Origin of the sequence: Silvanigrella aquatica, assembly GCF_001907975.1 — a bacterium.
GTDB classification, from domain to species: domain Bacteria; phylum Bdellovibrionota_B; class Oligoflexia; order Silvanigrellales; family Silvanigrellaceae; genus Silvanigrella; species Silvanigrella aquatica.
In genome coordinates this window covers 3,099,621-3,119,373 of record NZ_CP017834.1, presented here as the reverse complement: position 1 = coordinate 3,119,373, position 19,753 = coordinate 3,099,621, and the positions used below count along the sequence as shown (strand labels likewise).

The following is a 19,753-nucleotide window of genomic DNA, read 5'->3' as shown; positions in this document are numbered from 1 at the left end:
ATTATTTATCTAATAAATTTAATTCACGACAAAAGTCGTAAAATGCAGCTCTTTTCCATTCGGAATATGTTAATAAGAATTTATCAATAGTAAATAAATCTACTTTTTGAAATTCTCCGACCGATTTTTCTAAATGAACTGAATTGATATTATTCAGTTCTATTAAAAACCAAAGTTGTTCTTGCCCAATATTTCCTTTAAAACGATCTCTTTTTAATATTTCCTTTGGAAAAAAATAGCGTCTCCAAAATTTTGATTGATATAAAATTTTGAAATCTTTTTCTTGTACACCTAGTTCTTCCTTGGTTTCCCGAATAATGGCATGAGTCGGGGATTGATCTGTTTTTTCAATGCCACCTTGTACATTTTGCCAAGTTCTATGATCGGAGCGAAAACAGGCTAAGTACTTATCTTGACATTTAATGAGAGCAGCTACATTTTCTCTAAACATTATCTTAAACCTTTAAAGTGACAGTACAAATAATAGAAAATTTTTAAAATACTCAGATAGATTAGAAGTATTATATATTCATTTCAAATAAATTAAAACACTTCAGTTTTTATATTATCCAATGTTTCAAAATGAACATCAACAGAGCAACCTATTATATTTTTTTCTTTAATCAAATCTATAAAAATAGGGTGGGAAGCCCATCTAAAAATATCTTTTAAGGTCATAATCATAATGGTTGAATTTTTAATTAATTGAATTGCGGAATGATTTAACTCACCATGATCATTTAAAAAAAGAGTTATTACATTTTTTTTATTGATAAGAGAGCTTAAATCTGAAATTAAGTTTTTTGGATTTGCAATTCCAGTTATAATAGTTACAGAGTTACTAGAAGTAAAAAAATGATTTAATTCACTCTCTAATTTAAAATTTTCTAATTTAATTTTATTTTCAATAAATTTAATATTAAAATAATTTGTTCTATAAACTGCAATAATATCTTTTTTATTAGGTTCTAAATTAAATCTTTTTAAAGACAATTTAATTTTACTCTTGTATTCCTCTTTATCATTTTCTTTTGTACGTGACCATAAGCGAAAATCAAAACAATTTAATAATCTCTGAAAGGAATTTTTCCCGAAACCTTCTCTATAAGGTCCCATAGGCATGGCGTAATAAGGACTTTCAAGCAATAATTCTGGTGACCAAAGGCAAATATTTACATCTCTGGGACAAGAGAAATGCTGTAGACCGTCGTCGAGAATCAGGATTGCTTTTAAGTTATGGTAATTTTTATTTTTAATTTCATTGAGTAAAAATTGCAAAGATTCTATTCTTTTTTTATTTTGTAGAATATAAAATATGCCTTTATTTTCAGAGTGCTTATTTAATAGCTCAAAATGTTCTCTGTTTTCATCGGAAAGAAAGTCTAAATTTTTGACAGGATCTGTATTGTTGCAGTAAATTGATTTTATATTCTTACCAATTCCTCTTGCTGCAATAGCGACAATAAATCCTTTATCTAAATAAGTTTTTGCAATTTTTTGAACTACAGGAGATTTTCCTGTTCCTCCAATTAAAATATTTCCGATACAAATAAGTTTTAAATTATCAAAATTATAATCAGGAACGCTTTTAATGTCAGTTATTTTCTTATAAGATTTATTTCTGCGATTTAAAGAAATAAGGTGAATTATTAAAGATAATGTCAATAAAATTGGAAATAAAAAGGGAAAAAGACTTCCCTTTTTATAAAGAGGATTTTCTAAAAAAACTTTTATTTTCTGGCCAATTGAATCAGCCATAAGATAAAATCTCCTGAGGGTTACCTTGTTTGACAATTTTTCCTTCATCAAACATGAAGCATAAATCAAAATCTTTTACTTCATGGAGAGCGTGAGATACAGCAATAACCGTATGCTCGGGGTCTTTTTTAAGCCATGCGTGAACTGCTTGCCAAAATAATTTTGCTGATTGAGCATCAAGATTTGCGGTAGGTTCATCTAATAATAAAAGTTTTGGGGATGCAAAAAGTGTACGGGCGAGAGCGATACGCGCTTTTTCGCCACCGGAAAGACCATCTCCTAAAAATCCTAAATTTTTATCTAGAATAATATTTGCCCCTGAATCTGAGTAAGCCAGCATGAGAGCAAGAATGAGATCTTTTGTTTTTTCTTCGGCAATGTATTCAGGAATCCCTTGCTCTGCATAAATTATATTTTCTTTTACAGTGCCGCGAAAAATATAGGGAGATTGGGAGGCTAATAAAAATTCAGATGTTATTGAAATATCGCCCTTTGTCGGGATAATAAGACCCGCTAGTGATCTTAAAAATGTTGTTTTTCCAGCGCCACTTTCACCTACGAAAGCCACTTTTAGGCCTTTAGGAATTTGAATGGAACAATTTGAAAGAATTTCTTTTCCGCCTTCAGTAATATATGTCACGTTTTTAGCGATAACTGCTTCTTTAGAATAAGATGGCAATGGAAGGGGTTTTCTAATTTGATTGTTAGAAAAGCTACCAAGAAAGAATTGAACTCGTTGTAAAACAACTCTAATTTCACTGAAAAAAGTAATTGATCCGGCTATATTTTTAATATATTTAAACGAAAATGCGAGTAAAATAAGCATTGAAGAGTATGTGCTCGCTTGAAAATCTCCCGTATAATTAATGCGCCAAGCGAAAATAAGTGCTAGCATGCAAGTGGCAAAAAATTCCATTCCTGGAGTAAAAAAAGTTCTCACAAATAAACTTTTTTTCATCATTAAATAATTTTTTAAATTTAATTCTTCAAAATCATTTTTTTCACGATTGTGACTTCTTAAAGCATTAATAGTTAAAAGACCATTGTGACTAGCTAGCAATCGAGTTGAAATACCAATTTGATGTTTTTGGCTTTCACGCGTGTAGTAATTTAATTTTTGCGATATTTTTTTTAAGATTATTCCAAGTGGAATAAATATACTGCATCCAATGAAAAATGTTTGCCACGAAATCAATAGCATTGTCACAATTATACCAAACAGCACGAGGCAGTCTCGGATAGCACTAATTGTTCCTTTGCTAATGGCACCTTGCAAAAGCGTGGTATCTTGCATAAGTTGATTGGCAATAAAATCGGGATTTTTTTGATCGAGTTTATTTCCAGGCGATGAAAGAAATCCTTTTAACATTTCTTCTCTTAAGGAATGAGCAACCTTATGTCCTGCGCGTTCTGTAAGGTAACTACTCATAAAACCTGTAATTAACTTTACAAGCGAAGCGATAATAATTATAAGTGGAATTATAAAAATTAGATCGAGTCTGTCTAAAGTCTGACTAAAGTGGATATAATCTTTAAGTTTACCAGGAATTAAGCTGGATACGGCAATTCTTGGTGTCGAAATAAAAATAAGTTGCAAAAGAGTTGTTGCGGATAGGGCAAGGGCAACTTCAGACAAGGAATAGAGTGGTAACCAGGGAACACCGAGAAATAAATCTTTTTTGCCGGAGTTCCAAACAATTCTTAGAAATGATCCTTTATTGTCCTTTTTCATTTTGATTCCAATTTTCTTTGTGCAACTTAAATTTATTTGTATTTGGAATATTATATTTTTCAATGCAGGTTAAAATAGCATTTGCTGCATTTTTTCCTGCATTTTTTGGATATGCTTGTTGCACTATTTTTATATCAGATAATATTTGATTAACATATTCATGATCATTAAATATTTTTAAAGCATGGTTCACTAGATTGGGAGGCTGAGCCATTGTTTGTAAATATTCAGGAATAGCCTCTTTGTCTATAGTTAAATTAACTAAAGAAACATATTTTACAAATATTAATTTTTTAGCAATATAAGAAGTAATAGGAGAAACTTTATATACGACGCACATGGGTGTATTAAAAAATGCCGTCTCTAGTGTTGCTGTTCCTGAGCAAACCCAAGCATAACTTGATGTTGCCATAACTTCGTAAGCGTTACCAACTCCAAAAGAAATATATTTATCAATCCATTCCTTATTAAAGCCTAAACGTAACGCAGTATCATAAGCGATTTTTTTTACAAAATTTGGTTCGAGAGTGTTTGCAATTGGAATAGCACCTGTAATTCTATTCTCTTTTTCAAATAAAAGAATAAAGGCTTCTATTAATAAAGGTAATAAACGTTTGATTTCGCTTTTTCTGCTGCCAGGAAGTAAACCAATTTTATAAGGAACTTTTTTTAATGAATTGAGTTCAATATATTTATCAACGTTGTCTTTTAATGGATTTCCTGCATAAAATGTATTGACCCCATGTTCTTTAAAAAAGTTTGTTTCAAAGGGAAGAATACTTGTAACTAAATGCGAATATTCTTTTAAAATTTGTGTTCTTCCTATTCCATGTGACCAGGCCTTAGGAGGAATATGATAAATAGCAGTATTGCCAAGAGCATATACATCTTGGAGAAGTTTTAAATTAAATCCAGGGTAGTCAATTAAAATAACAGCTTCTGGTTTTCTAATTTTGATCTCGTTTAATATTTTTTTATAGCAGTTAGATATCGTTGGATATTGAGTAATGATTTCAACAAGTCCAAATGCAGCAAGATCTTCTACAGAGATAATATTTTCAACGCCTTCATGGCGCATTAAGGGGCCGCAAGCACCCCAAAAATTTTTTTCAGGCAAATTTCGATTTTTAATTTCTTCTTTTAATGATTTGATCAGCAGAGCCGCTTGGGAATCACCACTGGCTTCACCTGCGATTATGCATATGCCGCCTGTTAAGTTATTTTGCATTTTTTACTCTAAAGATGATAATTTGCTATGAAATGTATGGGGATGCGCAACGCCTCTTTTTGAGTCTCTGATAAAATGAGCGAATTTTTCAACTTCTGGGAAACTCATAAGAGATCCAATAGCCTCTAATGCAGCTTCTGTTGTCGGGTGTCCCTGATAAAAGAAAATTTTATAGGCATTTTTAATAGCATTGCGGACTTCTGTGGAAATATTTCTGCGGCGCATGCCTTCCATATTTAAGCCTCTTAAAATAGCTCTGCCGCCTTCTGACATGCAATAGGGAGGAATGTCTTTAACAGTTAAAGATCCGCCTGCAAGCATAGCCATATCGCCAATGTGTACAAATTGGTGCACCGCAGAAAGTCCACCTAATACTGTCATGTTGTGAATGGTAACGTGTCCTGCTAATTGCACACCATTGGCTAATATATTTTGATTTCCCACAGTGCAGTCATGTGCCACGTGGGTATAGGCCATAAATAAGTTTTCATTTCCAATAGTCGTTTTGCCACCGCCTTGAACCGTTCCAGGTTGCAGTGTTGTAAATTCTCTTATGATATTGCGAGTGCCAATTTCAAGAACAGTGGGTTCTCCTTTGTACTTTAAATCTTGAGGAGGATTTCCAACGGCGGCATAGCTATAGACTTCGTTTTCTTCGCCTATAAAGGTATGTCCATTAATCAAGGCATGAGCATGAATACGGGTATTTTTACCTATTTTTACATGCTTGCCAATAATAACATAGGCGCCAATTTCAACTCCCACATCAATTTCTGCACCTTGTTCTATAATGGCAGTAGGGTGAATTTGTACAGAAGAAAGAGTCATTTAAAAAGTCCTTTTTTAGGTGAAATAGCAATAGACATTTTGCATTCTACTGATATTTCCTCATTAATATAAGCCATTCCTTTTAACCATACAAAAGGGCCGCGCATTTTTTCAATGGCGACAGAATATCGAATTTGATCTCCAGGAAATCCAGGACGACGAAAACGAACTTCATCAACTGAGGTTAACACACCTAAATTATCATCTTTTATACCTTTTTCCGAACGGCTTATATGGGATAAAATGGCGCCAGATTGTGCAATAGCCTCTAAATAATAGACACCTGGGTATATGGGGTTATTTGGGAAATGTCCTGCAAAAACAGGCTCATCACTTGTTAATAATTTACTGGTAATAATGTTTTTATCAATGTTTAATTCATGTACTGCCTCAATGAGCAGTAAGGGAGAACGGTGAGGAATACATTTTTTTATTTCTTCAACATTCATGATAATCTTATTAAATTCATAACCCATTTTGGGGGTTCTCCTTTTTTTATTTAAGACGATTTTTTATTTGATTTTGCCAGTTTATTTAAGGCCACTAAGCTGAGAGCGTGTTCTTTGAAAGGGCGAGCAGGGGATCCTCCCCACATTTGTCCTTCTGGAATATTTTTAGAAATTCCACTTTGTGCTGTAAGAATAGATTTATTTCCAATCTTTAAGTGGCCAGCAACGCCAACTTGTCCTCCCATTATGACACGATCGCCAATATTCGCAGATCCCGCAATTCCCGTTTGAGCGGCAATAAAACAGAATTCTCCGATGACAACATTATGTGCAATCATAACAAGATTGTCTATTTTTGTTTGACTACCCACTTTTGTGTCTGCCATAGCACCTCTATCAATCGTTGTATTAGCGCCTATTTCGACATCATTAGCAATTTGAACGCCGCCAATTTGTGGGATTTTTACATTTTCTTTTTCAGTGGCAGCAAATCCAAATCCATCTCCACCAATTACAGAGCCTGGATTAAATATACATCTATCGCCGACTGTGCAGCCTTCGCGAATCACCACATTAGGATACAATAGGCAGTCCGCCCCTACCGAGCTTGTCGCACCAATAAAACAGCCCGAATATACTACTGTCTGAGCCCCCACTTTTGCTCCAGGTCCCACAAATACAAATGGGAAAATTGTTGCCGTAGGATGAATTTCTGCTGTTTCATCAATCATTGCTTGATGCGAAATTCCAGAAAAAGGATGTTTTGGTTTAAAGAAAAATTGAGAAATTTTAGCAACAGCGGCATGGGGGTTTTGGCTTACTAACAGGATGCTCTTTGTTTGGCCATATAATAGTTCAGCTGTTTTTTTAGAGCAAACAAGGGCTCCTGCTTGAGTTTTTAAGCATTCATCAAAATATTTGTCATTAATTAAAAATGAAATATGCTCTGCAGATGCTAAATTTAAGGGAGCAACTCCAATAAATTTTGCTTCGTGATTGTGTGGCATGACTTCACAATCAGTTTGAGAAATGATTTCTGTAATTGAAATTAAAGTCATTTTAATTAACCTTTTTTCTTATTATCAGATTTAATGTTTTCAACTTTATATTTTGTATTATACTTTTCTACAACTTTAATTGTAATATCTGTTAAATTAACAGCATCAAGTAATACGCCCGCGCTGTCGTCAAAAGTCATTGTGCATTTGTTTTGTTCTCTCGCTTCTTTCACGATATTTTTTATTTTTTGATAAATTTCTTGAGTGGCAGCTAATTCTTTGTTGCGCGTCTTTTGTTCAAAACTCATTTGAGATTTTTGAAATTCCTGAAGCTTAACTTGAAATTCTTTTTGTTTTGCTAACTTGTCTGAATCAGATAAAATGGACTGTTGGGCTTGAAATTCTTCATCCATTTTTTTGAGCTGATTTTGTTTTGCAAGGATATCTTGTCTATCTTTTTCGGCTTCTTTTTCAATTTTTAATTTAGCCGCTTTTCCTTCATTTGTTTGTAAAATGGCTGATTGGACATTAACAGTGCAAGTTGTGATTTGCAGTAAGCCTTCTGAGCTGACTTTGGTAGCTGCAAAAGCATTTGAACTTGAAAAAATAGATAGGATATATGCAGAAATGATGAAAATTGATTTATTTTTTTTAACTAAACACATAAAATAAAGTCCTCCGAATTAATTTGATATCCAATAATATATCATTACATATTGCTATTAAAACTATCAGATCCAATTGTAAATATGAAATGAGCTTGCCCCATATTTCCTTGATGATCAACTGGAAAAGCCCATTCAAAACGGAAAGGAGCTATAGGAGTGGTCCATCTAAAGCCAAAACCAATATCGTATTTTAGCTTATCATATGTGAATGTATCATAATCATCTAAAACCATGCCCGCTTCTCCAAATGTAACAAATCTTAAACCAGCTTGGGGAATAATAGGAATAAAATATTCAATAGTTGAGTAAAAACTTCTATTACCACCAAAAGGAAAATTCACAGTTTGTCCTGTTAGAGGCGAAATCGCTACGGGAACGGTCGGTGTTAGGGCTTCTCCTGGATTGGAATATCCTTTCATATAATAGGAATTTCCTAACGAGAGTCTCTCCCAAATGGGTACGGGCTGGTTTGAGGTGAGCTGGTAAACAAATCGAGGTTGAAAAGCAATTCTAAAATTTGTTTTAAAACTATCTGAATAATTTAAGGGGATATAAAATGAAGCCATTGCGGAAGAAGTGCCAAAGGAATATTCACCCTTATATCCTTTAACACCAAAGGCATTATAAGCGCTCAAATAAATTCCTGAAGTTGGATTTATGTAGTTATCTGTAGCGTCGTATGTTAATGTTTGTGAAACTTTTTCTGTTGCTCCTGAAGCATAAAACTTTGAAGTTAAAGGAACGCTAGGATCTGTTGATGTATCGGAAAGGGAATATCCCAAAGAAAAGCGTAAATTTTCAATGAAAACTTCTCTTCCAATGCTTACGCCGGCTGATTTTGTAACCTGAGTTAAATAAGCTTTATTTAAAGCAGAACTTGAAGTTATTGCTGAAACATTATGTGAATAATTCGCATTAACCCCAAAACTCCATGGACTGTCATAAATGCTAGGATTTCCAAAATTAACTCCAATTGAGTAATTTGGATCACTGCTATTTTGGGGATTTTGGCTGAGTTGTGCTGTAACGCCGACGTTATAAGCTTTACCTAATAAGTTAGGTTCTTGGTATTGCAATTGACCAAAAATACTAACGCCTGAGCCTGATACATCTGGTGATGCTCCTAAAGATGCAGAAATGCGGCCTGTAGGCTTTTCTTTAATAATGACCCTTACATCAACTACATTATTTGGTTTATCATTATCAGGAATAAGTTGTACTGTTTCAAAAAAACCAAGCCTTTCAATATTCGCCTTACTTTTATCTAATTTAGTTAAATTAAATAATTGACCTTCTGAGATTTTTAATGCTCTTCTAATAACATTATCTCGCGTCTTTACATTGCCTTCAATCGTTATTTTTCTGAAATATGCTTTTTCGCCTTTTGTTATATTATAATGAATATCATAGATTTTTTTCTCTCTATCGATATTAAAAGTGGGATAAATATAAGCAAAAGCGTAGCCTTTATCTCCGTAAATAACTTTAAGATTTTGCATATCATTATTGAATTTTGAAATGCGATAAATAGAACCTTCTTGTAAAAAAAGTTTTTCTTTTATCTCTTGTTCCGTTTCAATTAAATCACCATCAATTGTGATTTTGCCAATATTAAAACGTTCCCCTTCTTCAATAAAGAAAGATACGCCAATATCTTTTTTATTTAAATCTAAACGAGTGAGTGGCGAAGCTACGGTCGCTTCAGCGTATCCATTATCTCGATAATAGAAAGTAATATTCTGCTTGTCAGCAGCGATGTATTCGTCTTTATATAATCCTGAAGAATTGAGAATAGATAGCCAAGAATAAGGTCTTGTTGCCATAAAAGCCTGGAGCTCGGCATCACTAAAATATTCATTTCCTAAAAGATCAACTCTTCTAATTTGAATAGGTTTATTTTCTTTTACTTCAAAAATAACATTGACAACACCTTGTTCTGTTTGTTCAAGAATGTAAGTTGGTTTTGCTAAATAATAACCTTTTTCAGAATAAGCTTGTTCAATTGTTCTTAAATCTTGAGATAATTTTTTCTCATCAACAATATTGTATTTTTTCGTTAATATTTTGTCTTTAAATGAAGACTCAGAAACAATCTCAAAACCTTCATAAATAATATTATTAATTGTAGGTTTTTCTACAACAGAAACAATTAATTCGTTATTATCACCTTTATCAAATTTGACATCTTGGAAATAACTACTGCCAAAAATATTTTTAATATCATTTGTAACTATAGCATTTGTAAGACGAGAGCCTACTTTAATTGTCATTAAATTTAATATAGCTTCCGCAGTTACAGTTTTATTTCCAATTATTGTAATTTTTGAAACTGTACTTTGTTCCCATTGTGAGGTGTAAGGTGCAAGTGGGGTTTGGGCATTAGCGATTCCTGCAAAGCATAATGCAAGCGTTGTAATGCTATGAACGACTTTATAATTAAAGAGACTGTAATTTTTAGAACCAGGCATTTCAGAGTTACTCGCATTAACAAGGCCAGAAAAGTGATCAACAAAGCTGCACTATTCACCATTCAGGGTAATTTTGCAAATTTTGTCTCTCTTCTAGCATAAGATTGATTCATTTCTCGGTTTTAACTGCTGTGCTCATCTGATAAAATGAGTCCATCACGTAGCCGTATTCTTCGAGGAAGGGCGGCTGCAAATTCTTTATTATGAGTTACAACAAGAATTGTAGACTTAAACTTTATTTTAATTTCTTTAAAAAGTTCATGGATAAGATTTGCATTTTTGGAGTCTAAGTTTCCTGAAGGTTCATCTGCTAAAATAAGAACAGGATCGTTAATGAGGGCGCGGGCAATAGCAACTCTTTGCTGTTCACCACCGCTGAGTTGACTTGGAAAGTGATTTTTTCTTTTATTTAATCCGACATTTTCTAAAAGCTTTTCAGCTTTTTGCCTTACATTTTTCTCGGAATAGCCTGCTATTAATCCTGGCATCATAGTATTTTCTAATGCCGAAAATTCGGGCAATAAGTTATTATGCTGAAATATAAAACCAATATGCAGATTGCGAAATGAGCTTATGGACTTATCATTTTTTTCAAAAGGGTTTTTTCCATCTATTAAAATTTTTCCAGAGGTAGGAGAGTCAAGAGTACCAAGGATATGTAATAGAGTGCTTTTTCCAGAGCCGCTTTCGCCTATGACAGCAACAATTTCTCCTTTTTGAATTTGGAAAGAAACGCCGCCTAAGGCATTGAGATCTTCTTCGCCAACTTTATATATTTTTTTTAAATTTTCTACTTGAACTGCTAGCACATTTGCTCCCATTTTTAATTTCTAACAGATAGAACTTCAATAATGTCTAGATTTTTAACTTCAATAGCAGGCCATACGGCAGCCAGCATAGCGAGTAATATACTTCCAAATGAAATAAAAATAAGATCAATTTCATTAATTAATATTGTAAGAGGTTTGTTTGGATTTGAATAAGAATTTGTTATTAAAGGAATTGGGTATGTGTTTATTAAATAAAGACATATGCCACCTAAAAATAACCCCAAAATAACTCCTGCAAGTCCAATTAAAAAACCTTGCCATAAAAACAATTTACTTAAATCAAATTGCTCAAAACCCATACTTCTTAGTATTGCCATTTCTTTTGATTTTCTTCGAATAGAAAGGAGAAGAGATGTTGAAATACTAAAGCAACCTACAAGGATAATCATAATCATTACAAAACTCATGCCCCAGCGTTCGAGCGTTAAAACTTTTAACAAAGCACTATTTGTTTCTGTCCAAGGTTTTGCCCGCAATCCCATAGGATGTAAAAATTTATTTAATTTTTCAGATATCTTATTTGCTTCTGTGGGCTCTTTTAGTTTTAATTGTAAGCCAAGCCAGCTTTTTTCGTTTTGAAAAAATTGATTTGCCACTTGTAAAGAACTAATGACAAGTTTCTGATTATAAGAGAAATTTCCTGATTGCACATAGCCTGCAATCACTACAGGAAATTGAATAGGCGCCATGCCCCCGGGGCCTTCATCGGGAATTGTGGAAACAAGAGTGAGGCTATCTCCAATATTTAAATCCAATTGGTTCATGAGATCTTGTCCCAGAATAATTGTTGGAAATAAATTTGAGTTAGCTATGTTTTCTGCAGGTATCTTGCGATTTAAAACGCTTAAGTTTATATTGTTGGAAAGGAATTTTTGAATACCAAGAGTATTTTCAGCAAGGTAGGGATCGAGGCCTTCTAATCTTGCCATTTGGCCTTTGTTGCCTGCTTGGAGAATAACATCTCCACTTTGGTAGGGAGAAAGTGAAATAATATCAGTTGAAAGTGATTTTATTTTTTCCATTAATTCAGGATTGGAGGGAATCTGCTTTCCACGCTCTGTTGAAACAATTTCGATGTGTGCTTGCATATTGAGTAAATGTGATTTTATATTTGAAACAAAACCGCCCATAATGCTGAGTACAACTGTAAAGGCAAAAACACCAATGGCGACTCCAAGTACAGGCAGCAACACGCCTATTGCGGCTGCGCTTCTTCTGGTGCGGCTTGCCCAAGAAGAAACAAGGTAGCGATAGAGTAAAAACCGAATTGCTTTTGAGTTTGCTGGCATAATTAGGTTCCGTGAAAAAGTGCGATAAGGACTCTCTATGAGCTTCAATAAGTGTTTACAAGGTTCATCAATAGTGTACAAGATGAAAGTTCTTAAAAAGGAGAACACCTTTAAAGTGAAGGTTTTACATAGATAATTTATCGAGTTAATTTGGTTTTTATTTTTAGATATATAAGAAAGAAAATGAGCATGCCTTTCCTGACTCCAAATGATTTTCATGTGCGTACCGCATCAAATCAAAAAAATGTGACGAAAGTAGGAGCCCAGATGTTTGGGGTATCCGAAGAGACGTTTGCAAATTGGCGTTGGCAAATGAAATCTCAGATTCAATCGGCAAATGATTTGTTTCATATACTAAAAATATCTAAAAATGAAGAAGAAGCATTTGAACAATTAAAAAAACAATTTCATGCTGGAATAAGTCCTTATTCCATTGCGCTTATGGATTTTAATAATCTATTTGATCCCGTGCGTTTGCAGCTGATGCCGCGACTTGAAGAATTAAATGATAAATATGGTGTTTCAGATCCTTTAAAAGAAGTGAATAATTCTCCTGTTAAAGAAGTGGTGCACGTTTATAAGGATAGAATTGCCTGGTGTGTAGCGCAACTTTGTCCCGTCTATTGCCGTTATTGCTTTAGAAAAAGACGTGATAGCGAAGATGGTTTGCATTTTAATCCAAATATCATTGATAAAGGATTAGAATACATTGCGTCAAATAAAAACATTAGAGATGTTTTAATTACAGGTGGCGACCCTTTTATTACTCATGATGCTTCCATTGAAAATTTATTAAAAAAATTACGAGCGATTCCTCATGTTGAAATCATTCGATTCGGGACAAGAACTCCTGTTTCTCTGCCTTATCGTATTACAGAAGAATTTGCGGATATGTTGGCAAAATATCATCCCATTTGGATAAATACTCATTTTAATTCTGTTCAAGAACTCACTCCGGAAGCGTCTGCAGCTATTGATACTCTTTTAAAAAGAGGAATTCCTGTAGGAAACCAATCTGTATTTTTAAAAGATGTGAATGATGATGTCGAAAAAATGCGTTTACTTGTGAATGGTCTTGTAAAAATGCGTGTGCGTCCTTATTATATTTATCATCCACAAATTGTTGAAGGAACAGAACATCTTCGCATTCCTCTGGAAAAAGGTTTAGATGTTATGAGAGGATTAAGAGGAACAACAACGGGCTTTGCAAACCCTCAATATGTTCTCGACACACCCACGGGTAAAATTCCGTTATCCCCCAATCATGTTTTGGCAAGAGATGGTGACTATGTCGTTGTTGAGCAATTAACAAAAGAGCCTTGGGCAGAGCCCAGTCCATTAGAAGGCTATGTTCCCGAAAGACCTTTGCCACAAAAAAATTATCCTTTTGCTCATAAAGTTTAATTTAAAGGCTTTCGTTTAATTAAATATATTCAAAAAAATATTAAATATTATCATATATCATTTATATTAAAGAGACTTTTTTTTAAATAATATATGATGTTCCTGCGATTTGAACATTTCTTTTTCTTGTAATATGAAATGAGAGTGTGAAATTCTCAAAAATGTTCGTTTTCACCTTCAGGAGAGGGATTCATGTTTAAACTTTCTTTAAAAACTCCAAATAACGAATTTATTATAAACCCTAAAGACAGTGAGTCCGAATGGCAAAAATATTCAGAAGCAGTTCAGAAAGTGCCTAGAAATTTTGAAATTCCGATGATTATTAACGGAAAAAAAGTTTATTCACAAACAAAAGTTAAAAATATAAATCCTTCTAATGGAGAATTTATTGGCTCTTATCAGCAGGCCGACAGTAGCCATGCGCAACAAGCCATAGATGCCGCTCTACAAGCAAAAGAAAAATGGGCTTCACTTTCACCCGCAACAAGAATTCAAAAATTTCGAGATTTAGAAAATATATTATTAAAATGGAAATATGAACTCTGTGCTGTTTCCAGTGTGGAATGTGGATATAATTCCTATGAAACCTATGTAGAATGGGCAGAACTTATGGATTTTGTCCGTTTTAATAATTATTTTTATTCTGAATTGCTTGCAGAACAATTAGGTGATGGCTGGGGTGAAACCAATCAAATGCAACTGAGAGCGTTAAAAGGTTTTACATGTGCTGTAACGCCTTTTAATTTTCCTCAAGCTATTGGATATCATCTTCCTTTAGTTATGGCATTAACGGGAAATACTGTTGTTTGGAAACCCTCAGATGATGCGGTTTTAAGTGGGTATATGCTTATGTTGGCACTTGAAGAAGCAGGTTTTCCTGCGGGTGTAATTAATATGATTTCTGGTGATGGAAAGCCATGCTTACCTGCAGTCCTAACTCATCCGGAATTAACGGCAGTAAACTTCACAGGAAGTTTTGCAACAGCGCGCGCCTTTGGAAATTATTTATACAATACAGAATATCCACGCACTAATTTTCCAAGATATGTCGCAGAAACAGGTGGTAAAGATTTTCTTGTTGCAGATAAAGATATCGATGTTGTTGATACTGCGCGTGCCATTATACAAGGTGCATTTGGAAGAAGTGGACAAAAATGTTCTGCCAATAGTGTCGCTTTAATAGATGAGGCGATTTGGCCTGAATTAAAGTTGGCTTTGCTTAAAGAAACAAAATCATTAATCGTTTGCAATGCTATTGAAAGAAAATGTGATGTTGGTCCGGTGATTAATGAACGCCAATTTAGTAAAATTTCAGCATTCATTGAAAGAGCTAAAAAAGATAAAAACTGTAATATTATTGCAGGCGGAACTTACGAAAAAAGCAATGGTTATTACGTAACTCCTACTATTATTGAAGTTCATGCAGACAAGCATGAGCTGTTAAGTGAAGAAATTTTTGGACCTGTTATTGCAATTAAAACATATAAAAAATTTGAAGAAGTTGTTCCCCTTATTTCATTACATAATTATCGCTTAACAGGAAGTGTATTGAGCCGTAACGAAACATTTTTAGAAAAAGTAGTTCCTATATTAAGTCAATATGCTGGAAACTTTTATATCAATAGAAAAACGACCGGTGCCATTGTAAATATGCAACCCTTTGGTGGTGATGGAGCAAGCGGAACAAATGGGAAGGCAGGGGGTAAATGGTATTTACTGAACTTTATTTCTCAGGGGACTATTACACGCAGAAACCTTCGTTCGACAACACCTTCCGCATTTGAAAAAATAAATTAATATTATAATTTACCAACGGTATTTATTATACTTTTATTAAGTTTTTCTATAGTGTCTGTTTCAATAAGTTTGGAGCAGACAAAAAATCTTTTATAGCCTTCTTTTAAGTCATCTAAATATTTATAATTTAAATGTTTAACAGTGTTTTTATTTTGTTTACTAAGGTATTCATATTCGGTTAAAGATAAAATCATATAATCTGATCGATTTAATTCAATTTGTTTAAGCATATTAACATTGTCTAAATAAGTTATATATATTTGTTTAAACTGAGTTTCGTTTTCATAGTTTTGATTTTTACTATACCCAATGATTTCAAAAAGGAGTTTATCAATATACATTCCATAGGAGTAACCTCTTTTTATAAGTAACGTTATATTTTTATCCTCTAGCAAACTTTTCATTGTCTTAATTTTCGGAATTTTTAAATCATTTTTTCTGAAAACAACAACATTCCTTTTTTCTTGAAAATAAGGCAAACTTATATAGCTAAATTCTTTCCGGGTGGGGTCATCAAGAGCATATGAAAAACATACTCTTTCTTTTTGATCTTTTATTCTTGAGATTGTTCGAGGTAAGGGGGTTTCAGCAAATTCAATAGGTATTTTTGCCTTCTCACAAATTTTTTTCGTTAATTTATAAAGAATTCCTTCGTCTAGTTTATTTGATAAACTATTGATTTCAAAAAAAGGCGGTCTGTTTTGGAAATCAATGTAAATTTTATCAATTGAAAAAGCTTTCATATTAATCGAATAAAGTAAAATGATAAAAATAATTCTTAAAATATTCATTTGGGCTCCGTTTTTAAAATTTTTTAGATCATAGCATATTTTAAATGCGAAACAAGTTTTAAATACGAAACAAATTTTTTAAAAATACTTAAATCGTTTTATATTTACTCAAAAAAATATCTAATAAAAATTATCTAAAAAATAAATTTATTAAATTATTTAGGCATTTCAAAATTTTTCAAAATTCGGTTATGTTCATCTTCAAATTGATCAACTTTAGCCTCTAAGCTTTTCATTTTTGTCTTATATATAAAGCTATCTAATTCGCTTAATTTTAAATATATTTTAGTGTATTCATTTCTTTCGTCTACGGATAAATTATTCTGATTAAGCTTCTCTTCAATCTGTTCTGATTTTATTTTATTTATCCAAAAATCTCTTTCTTCAATTGCTTTATCAAGAGTTAATTCCGGTGTGTCATAATCATTTTTATAATTATTTTGAATTGCGTTTCTGGCTTTAGATTCTTTTAAATTATTTTCATTTTGAGAAATATTAAAAGTATATTTTTTAAATAAATTTGTTGTAGATGAATTAATATTTTGATTATTTGTTTTAAAATTCAAGGATAATATTATCAGAATTATTGTAGAAAATAAAGATACTAAAATAAACTTATATTTATTCATAACTAACTACCTTTAATGATCTCGATTTATAATCAAAAATTACGTCACTTGTGTAATAATATGGTTTATTATCATGTATTTCCATTTTTTTATATAATGTTTCAGAATCTAAATTAAGTATTAATTTTCCAGTTTCTTGATTAATTATTTGCTCAAAGATATTTATAAAATTTTTATCATCTATATCTCTTTTAAGTATCTTTTCTAGTGAATATTTTAAAAATAAACTTGAAAGTATTAAATTTTTATTTTTTGAATTATTTAAACTATTTTCATAATATTCATTGTAATGATTGAGCATATTTTGATATACAAAACCAATTTCATTTTTTTGTAAAAGATAGCTTATTATATTTTGCTTTCCAAAGCTCCCAGAAAATTTCATTTTTAATTTCGCATTTCCAGAATATAAATCGCAAATTAAATCATTAGCATATAATTCGATATTTTCTGATCCTGTATTGAAAAGTATCTGATTTATGAGCTTATCAGTTTGCGGCTTTAGCTCTTCCTTATTGTCAATTATATTTGTAATTGCATTTTTATTATATTCAATTTCATATGTCACTTTTTCGATTTGAAAACTATTATCTAAATCAAATTTTGATATATCTGTATGCATAATTTCTGCTGCTTTATCTAAAACCCTTTTGCGAAAAGCATTTATATTGTAATAAACGCCAGAATTGACATTTAAAATTGTTGTTCCAAATTTTCTTACTAAATCGCGTTGAGTAGATCTTATTGTCTCAGGAAATGAATAATTCATTGCATTTTTAGCTTTATTTTCTATTGAACTACAATTTGAATTGTTGACCCCACCTGGATAGAAGTTTATTGAAGAAGTATTAATAATATTTAAATTTCCTTTTAAATTTTTAGGAAATGAAATAAATGAAATATAGTTATTTCTTTCAATGGAAAAGGATACATACTCATTGCTCTCTGGGACGCTTATCTGATAAGTACTTTGCCCGAATGAGTTATTACAAAATAATGCTAAATTAATAATGATAAATTTTTTTAGAAATTTCATACTGAATCTTTCAATAATTAGAGGTTTTTTAAAGCACTAAAAAACCTCTTTAATTTTATTAATTTGAAAAAGTCAATGTACCAGAACGATCTTGAATTTGGAAGCCTTCGACTCTGTTTTCAACCCAAATATTTGATTTAGCTTGAAAAGTTGCAAGGGCATTGGAACTTCCAAAAATAGAACCCACTGTTCCTAAAACCAATGAGCCAATTTGGCAGTACAAGTGATAGCATTTTTGTAAACCATTTGAGGCATACATAACTCCGGATGGTGGTGGGGATATTAAGCTAGGAGGTGTACTTCCTGCATTAAAAACGGCAAATTGACGTAAAGCTCTATCAATCAATAAAGCTTTTTCTTCCCTCGTAATTTCATTTTGTTCTTCTTGAGTATAGGAATAATCGCCACCAAACTTGATTTCAAACCAATCATTGGAATTTTTATTTTCAACTATGGAATGTAATGTTTGTGAAGTAAACCAACCTCCAGAAGTAGATTTATTCTCAATTTTAGAAACCATATTTTTTAAATTATATCTTGCTAAAAAATAACGATTTAATTTAGCTTGATAAGTATAAGTAACATTCATACTAATATTAGCAGATATATTATTAATATTAGAGCCTGGAGCTGGTGTATTTACATTTGTATAATAAACACAAGCTCCATTTAAATTTAATCTCACAAATCCAGAAACACTTCCAAAAGGATATGATGATGAATTATTTTGTTCATTTAGTGATGGCAAGTTTGAATTGATATCAATATTACTTAAATTTTGAGATTTAATTCCAGGTATTTTAGAATCTATAACAGCGCTAATGCTAGAATCTGGTAAGCTGGAAGTATCCTTTAGTGATGCTGAAAATAAAGCTTCTTTGATCGGCATTTGCTGCCACGTTATTTTTAAATGCTGATTTGAATTATTAAAACTACTCACCAATTCATCTGAATTCACTTTAAAAATCATGTTAGCAGTAAGGCCTTCTAAATTTACATATTTCTTATAGCTTTCCATAGCAGAACGCTCAATGTCATCGACCATTCTTTGTAAGTCACTTAACGGTTTTAGACTTTCAACGTATTTTGTGTCATAATATGCAAACTCATCGCTATACTTTTGATACTCTTTTTTAGAATTTAAATACTTATTTTCTGTTAAAACTAATTCCCCTGAAATAAATATTTTATATTCTGCTAACGAATTTTCATATCGATCTCTAGCAGCTTGTATTTCAATTGAAGTGCCACCAATAATAACTATTCTATCGTATGCACTTTTGTTTTCTAAAACTCTCTCCATTAAAGATTTTTCTTTAACTTTTGCGTTATCTAATATTAAAGTAGCAGAATCGTATTCAGCCTTTTTTTTGTTTTTAATGACAAATAATTTATCTCTTTCCTTTTGCAGTGGAGCATAATCTTCAATCATTTTATTTATTTTTTGAATAATCATTAACTTTGTTTTAGCGCTTTCGTGAACAATATCTTGATCTATTTTTAATGCGGGACAAATTCCTAAATTCTGATTTTGTTGAACTGAAGTAACTTGTATTTTGCCAATATTTGGGGGAAGAACATAAGCATTTTTACACTCAGAATCCATTAAAAATCCTGATGAATTAGATGGGGTATTAACTCCTTCTAAAGCGCATTTGTTTGTTAAAGTAGGTTCTCCCGCAAAAGATTTTCCTGCTATAATAGCTAAAGAAAAAATACCAAAATACGAAGTTTTTAGGAACATTTAATCCTCCATTATTCAGTTGAAAAAAGTAAATATTAAAAATATAATATTTAATTGAAAATTTTATAAATTATACAATTTTGTATTTAAAATGCAAATACATA

General features: G+C 32.0%; 17 protein-coding genes. 2 read left to right on the top strand and 15 right to left on the bottom strand.

Translation table 11 applies throughout. The annotated features are described in order from the left end of the window. Position 1: 1 nt before the first annotated feature. The 11 genes from AXG55_RS13315 to AXG55_RS13265 all read right to left on the bottom strand — a co-directional run bounded on the left by AXG55_RS13315 (position 2) and on the right by AXG55_RS13265 (position 12,248). Positions 2-451, bottom strand: coding sequence for an NUDIX domain-containing protein (locus AXG55_RS13315; protein WP_148698593.1), 450 nt, complete (start codon positions 449-451; stop codon positions 2-4). 92 nt (positions 452-543) lie between these two features. Further along, positions 544-1,758 (bottom strand): tetraacyldisaccharide 4'-kinase, encoded by a 1,215-nt coding sequence (locus AXG55_RS13310; RefSeq protein WP_233231229.1) that lies wholly within the window; start codon positions 1,756-1,758, stop codon positions 544-546. Continuing rightward, positions 1,751-3,490 (bottom strand): ABC transporter transmembrane domain-containing protein, encoded by a 1,740-nt coding sequence (locus tag AXG55_RS13305; protein WP_148698591.1) that lies wholly within the window; start codon positions 3,488-3,490, stop codon positions 1,751-1,753. The genes AXG55_RS13310 and AXG55_RS13305 overlap by 8 nt, the downstream gene beginning before the upstream one ends. Next, positions 3,474-4,718, bottom strand: coding sequence for a lipid-A-disaccharide synthase (lpxB, locus tag AXG55_RS13300; RefSeq protein WP_148698590.1), 1,245 nt, complete (start codon positions 4,716-4,718; stop codon positions 3,474-3,476). The genes AXG55_RS13305 and lpxB overlap by 17 nt, the downstream gene beginning before the upstream one ends. 3 nt (positions 4,719-4,721) lie before the next feature. Beyond that, positions 4,722-5,546 carry an acyl-ACP--UDP-N-acetylglucosamine O-acyltransferase gene (gene lpxA / locus AXG55_RS13295; RefSeq protein ID WP_148698589.1) on the bottom strand — a complete coding sequence of 275 codons (825 nt, stop codon included), beginning with the start codon at positions 5,544-5,546 and terminating at the stop codon, positions 4,722-4,724. Then, entirely contained in the window at positions 5,543-6,022 is a 480-nt protein-coding gene (fabZ, locus tag AXG55_RS13290) for a 3-hydroxyacyl-ACP dehydratase FabZ (RefSeq protein WP_148698588.1), read from the bottom strand. Before fabZ ends, lpxA begins: the two co-directional genes overlap by 4 nt. A gap of 23 nt (positions 6,023-6,045) precedes the next feature. After that, positions 6,046-7,053: a UDP-3-O-(3-hydroxymyristoyl)glucosamine N-acyltransferase gene (gene lpxD / locus AXG55_RS13285; RefSeq protein ID WP_148698587.1), complete on the bottom strand. Its 1,008-nt coding sequence runs from the start codon at positions 7,051-7,053 to the stop codon at positions 6,046-6,048. 5 nt (positions 7,054-7,058) lie between these two features. Beyond that, positions 7,059-7,658 (bottom strand): OmpH/Skp family outer membrane protein, encoded by a 600-nt coding sequence (locus AXG55_RS13280; RefSeq protein ID WP_148698586.1) that lies wholly within the window; start codon positions 7,656-7,658, stop codon positions 7,059-7,061. A gap of 44 nt (positions 7,659-7,702) precedes the next feature. Then, positions 7,703-10,129, bottom strand: a complete 2,427-nt coding sequence (bamA, locus tag AXG55_RS13275; protein WP_148698585.1) for an outer membrane protein assembly factor BamA — start codon at positions 10,127-10,129, stop codon at positions 7,703-7,705. Between the two features lie 122 nt (positions 10,130-10,251). Then, positions 10,252-10,938: an ABC transporter ATP-binding protein gene (locus AXG55_RS13270; protein WP_233231228.1), complete on the bottom strand. Its 687-nt coding sequence runs from the start codon at positions 10,936-10,938 to the stop codon at positions 10,252-10,254. A 14-nt stretch (positions 10,939-10,952) separates the two neighbouring features. Continuing rightward, a complete protein-coding gene (locus AXG55_RS13265; RefSeq protein WP_233231227.1) occupies positions 10,953-12,248 on the bottom strand; it encodes an ABC transporter permease in 1,296 nt (431 codons plus the stop codon). A 183-nt stretch (positions 12,249-12,431) separates the two neighbouring features. Here AXG55_RS13265 and AXG55_RS13260 point away from each other — a divergent pair, with 183 nt between their 5' ends. Both AXG55_RS13260 and AXG55_RS13255 read left to right on the top strand, forming a co-directional pair. Next, positions 12,432-13,652, top strand: coding sequence for a KamA family radical SAM protein (locus tag AXG55_RS13260; RefSeq protein ID WP_148698582.1), 1,221 nt, complete (start codon positions 12,432-12,434; stop codon positions 13,650-13,652). 192 nt (positions 13,653-13,844) lie between these two features. Next, positions 13,845-15,449 carry an aldehyde dehydrogenase family protein gene (locus AXG55_RS13255; protein WP_148698581.1) on the top strand — a complete coding sequence of 535 codons (1,605 nt, stop codon included), beginning with the start codon at positions 13,845-13,847 and terminating at the stop codon, positions 15,447-15,449. Between the two features lie 2 nt (positions 15,450-15,451). On the opposite strand, the gene AXG55_RS13250 is transcribed toward AXG55_RS13255, so the two are convergent. From AXG55_RS13250 to AXG55_RS13235, 4 genes are all read right to left on the bottom strand, one after another. After that, a complete protein-coding gene (locus tag AXG55_RS13250; RefSeq protein ID WP_148698580.1) occupies positions 15,452-16,240 on the bottom strand; it encodes a substrate-binding periplasmic protein in 789 nt (262 codons plus the stop codon). Positions 16,241-16,395: 155 nt separating this feature from the next. Then, on the bottom strand, positions 16,396-16,869 hold the full coding sequence (locus tag AXG55_RS13245) for a hypothetical protein (protein WP_148698579.1): 474 nt from the start codon (positions 16,867-16,869) through the stop codon (positions 16,396-16,398). Further along, a complete protein-coding gene (locus AXG55_RS13240) occupies positions 16,862-17,905 on the bottom strand; it encodes a hypothetical protein (protein ID WP_148698578.1) in 1,044 nt (347 codons plus the stop codon). Before AXG55_RS13240 ends, AXG55_RS13245 begins: the two co-directional genes overlap by 8 nt. Before the next feature lie 58 nt (positions 17,906-17,963). After that, positions 17,964-19,649, bottom strand: a complete 1,686-nt coding sequence (locus tag AXG55_RS13235; RefSeq protein WP_148698577.1) for a hypothetical protein — start codon at positions 19,647-19,649, stop codon at positions 17,964-17,966. Between the last annotated feature and the right edge of the window lie 104 nt (positions 19,650-19,753).

Excerpts from the sequence above, each read along its gene's own strand:
- AXG55_RS13315 (WP_148698593.1), bottom strand. The coding sequence starts at position 451 with ATGTTTAGAGAAAATGTAGCTGCTCTCATTAAATGTCAAGATAAGTAC.
- AXG55_RS13310 (WP_233231229.1), bottom strand. The coding sequence starts at position 1,758 with ATGGCTGATTCAATTGGCCAGAAAATAAAAGTTTTTTTAGAAAATCCT.
- AXG55_RS13305 (WP_148698591.1), bottom strand. The coding sequence starts at position 3,490 with ATGAAAAAGGACAATAAAGGATCATTTCTAAGAATTGTTTGGAACTCC.
- lpxB (WP_148698590.1), bottom strand. The coding sequence starts at position 4,718 with ATGCAAAATAACTTAACAGGCGGCATATGCATAATCGCAGGTGAAGCC.
- lpxA (WP_148698589.1), bottom strand. The coding sequence starts at position 5,546 with ATGACTCTTTCTTCTGTACAAATTCACCCTACTGCCATTATAGAACAA.
- fabZ (WP_148698588.1), bottom strand. The coding sequence starts at position 6,022 with ATGGGTTATGAATTTAATAAGATTATCATGAATGTTGAAGAAATAAAA.
- lpxD (WP_148698587.1), bottom strand. The coding sequence starts at position 7,053 with ATGACTTTAATTTCAATTACAGAAATCATTTCTCAAACTGATTGTGAA.
- AXG55_RS13280 (WP_148698586.1), bottom strand. The coding sequence starts at position 7,658 with ATGTGTTTAGTTAAAAAAAATAAATCAATTTTCATCATTTCTGCATAT.
- bamA (WP_148698585.1), bottom strand. The coding sequence starts at position 10,129 with ATGCCTGGTTCTAAAAATTACAGTCTCTTTAATTATAAAGTCGTTCAT.
- AXG55_RS13265 (WP_233231227.1), bottom strand. The coding sequence starts at position 12,248 with ATGCCAGCAAACTCAAAAGCAATTCGGTTTTTACTCTATCGCTACCTT.
- AXG55_RS13260 (WP_148698582.1), top strand. The coding sequence starts at position 12,432 with ATGAGCATGCCTTTCCTGACTCCAAATGATTTTCATGTGCGTACCGCA.
- AXG55_RS13255 (WP_148698581.1), top strand. The coding sequence starts at position 13,845 with ATGTTTAAACTTTCTTTAAAAACTCCAAATAACGAATTTATTATAAAC.
- AXG55_RS13250 (WP_148698580.1), bottom strand. The coding sequence starts at position 16,240 with ATGAATATTTTAAGAATTATTTTTATCATTTTACTTTATTCGATTAAT.
- AXG55_RS13245 (WP_148698579.1), bottom strand. The coding sequence starts at position 16,869 with ATGAATAAATATAAGTTTATTTTAGTATCTTTATTTTCTACAATAATT.
- AXG55_RS13240 (WP_148698578.1), bottom strand. The coding sequence starts at position 17,905 with ATGAAATTTCTAAAAAAATTTATCATTATTAATTTAGCATTATTTTGT.
- AXG55_RS13235 (WP_148698577.1), bottom strand. The coding sequence starts at position 19,649 with ATGTTCCTAAAAACTTCGTATTTTGGTATTTTTTCTTTAGCTATTATA.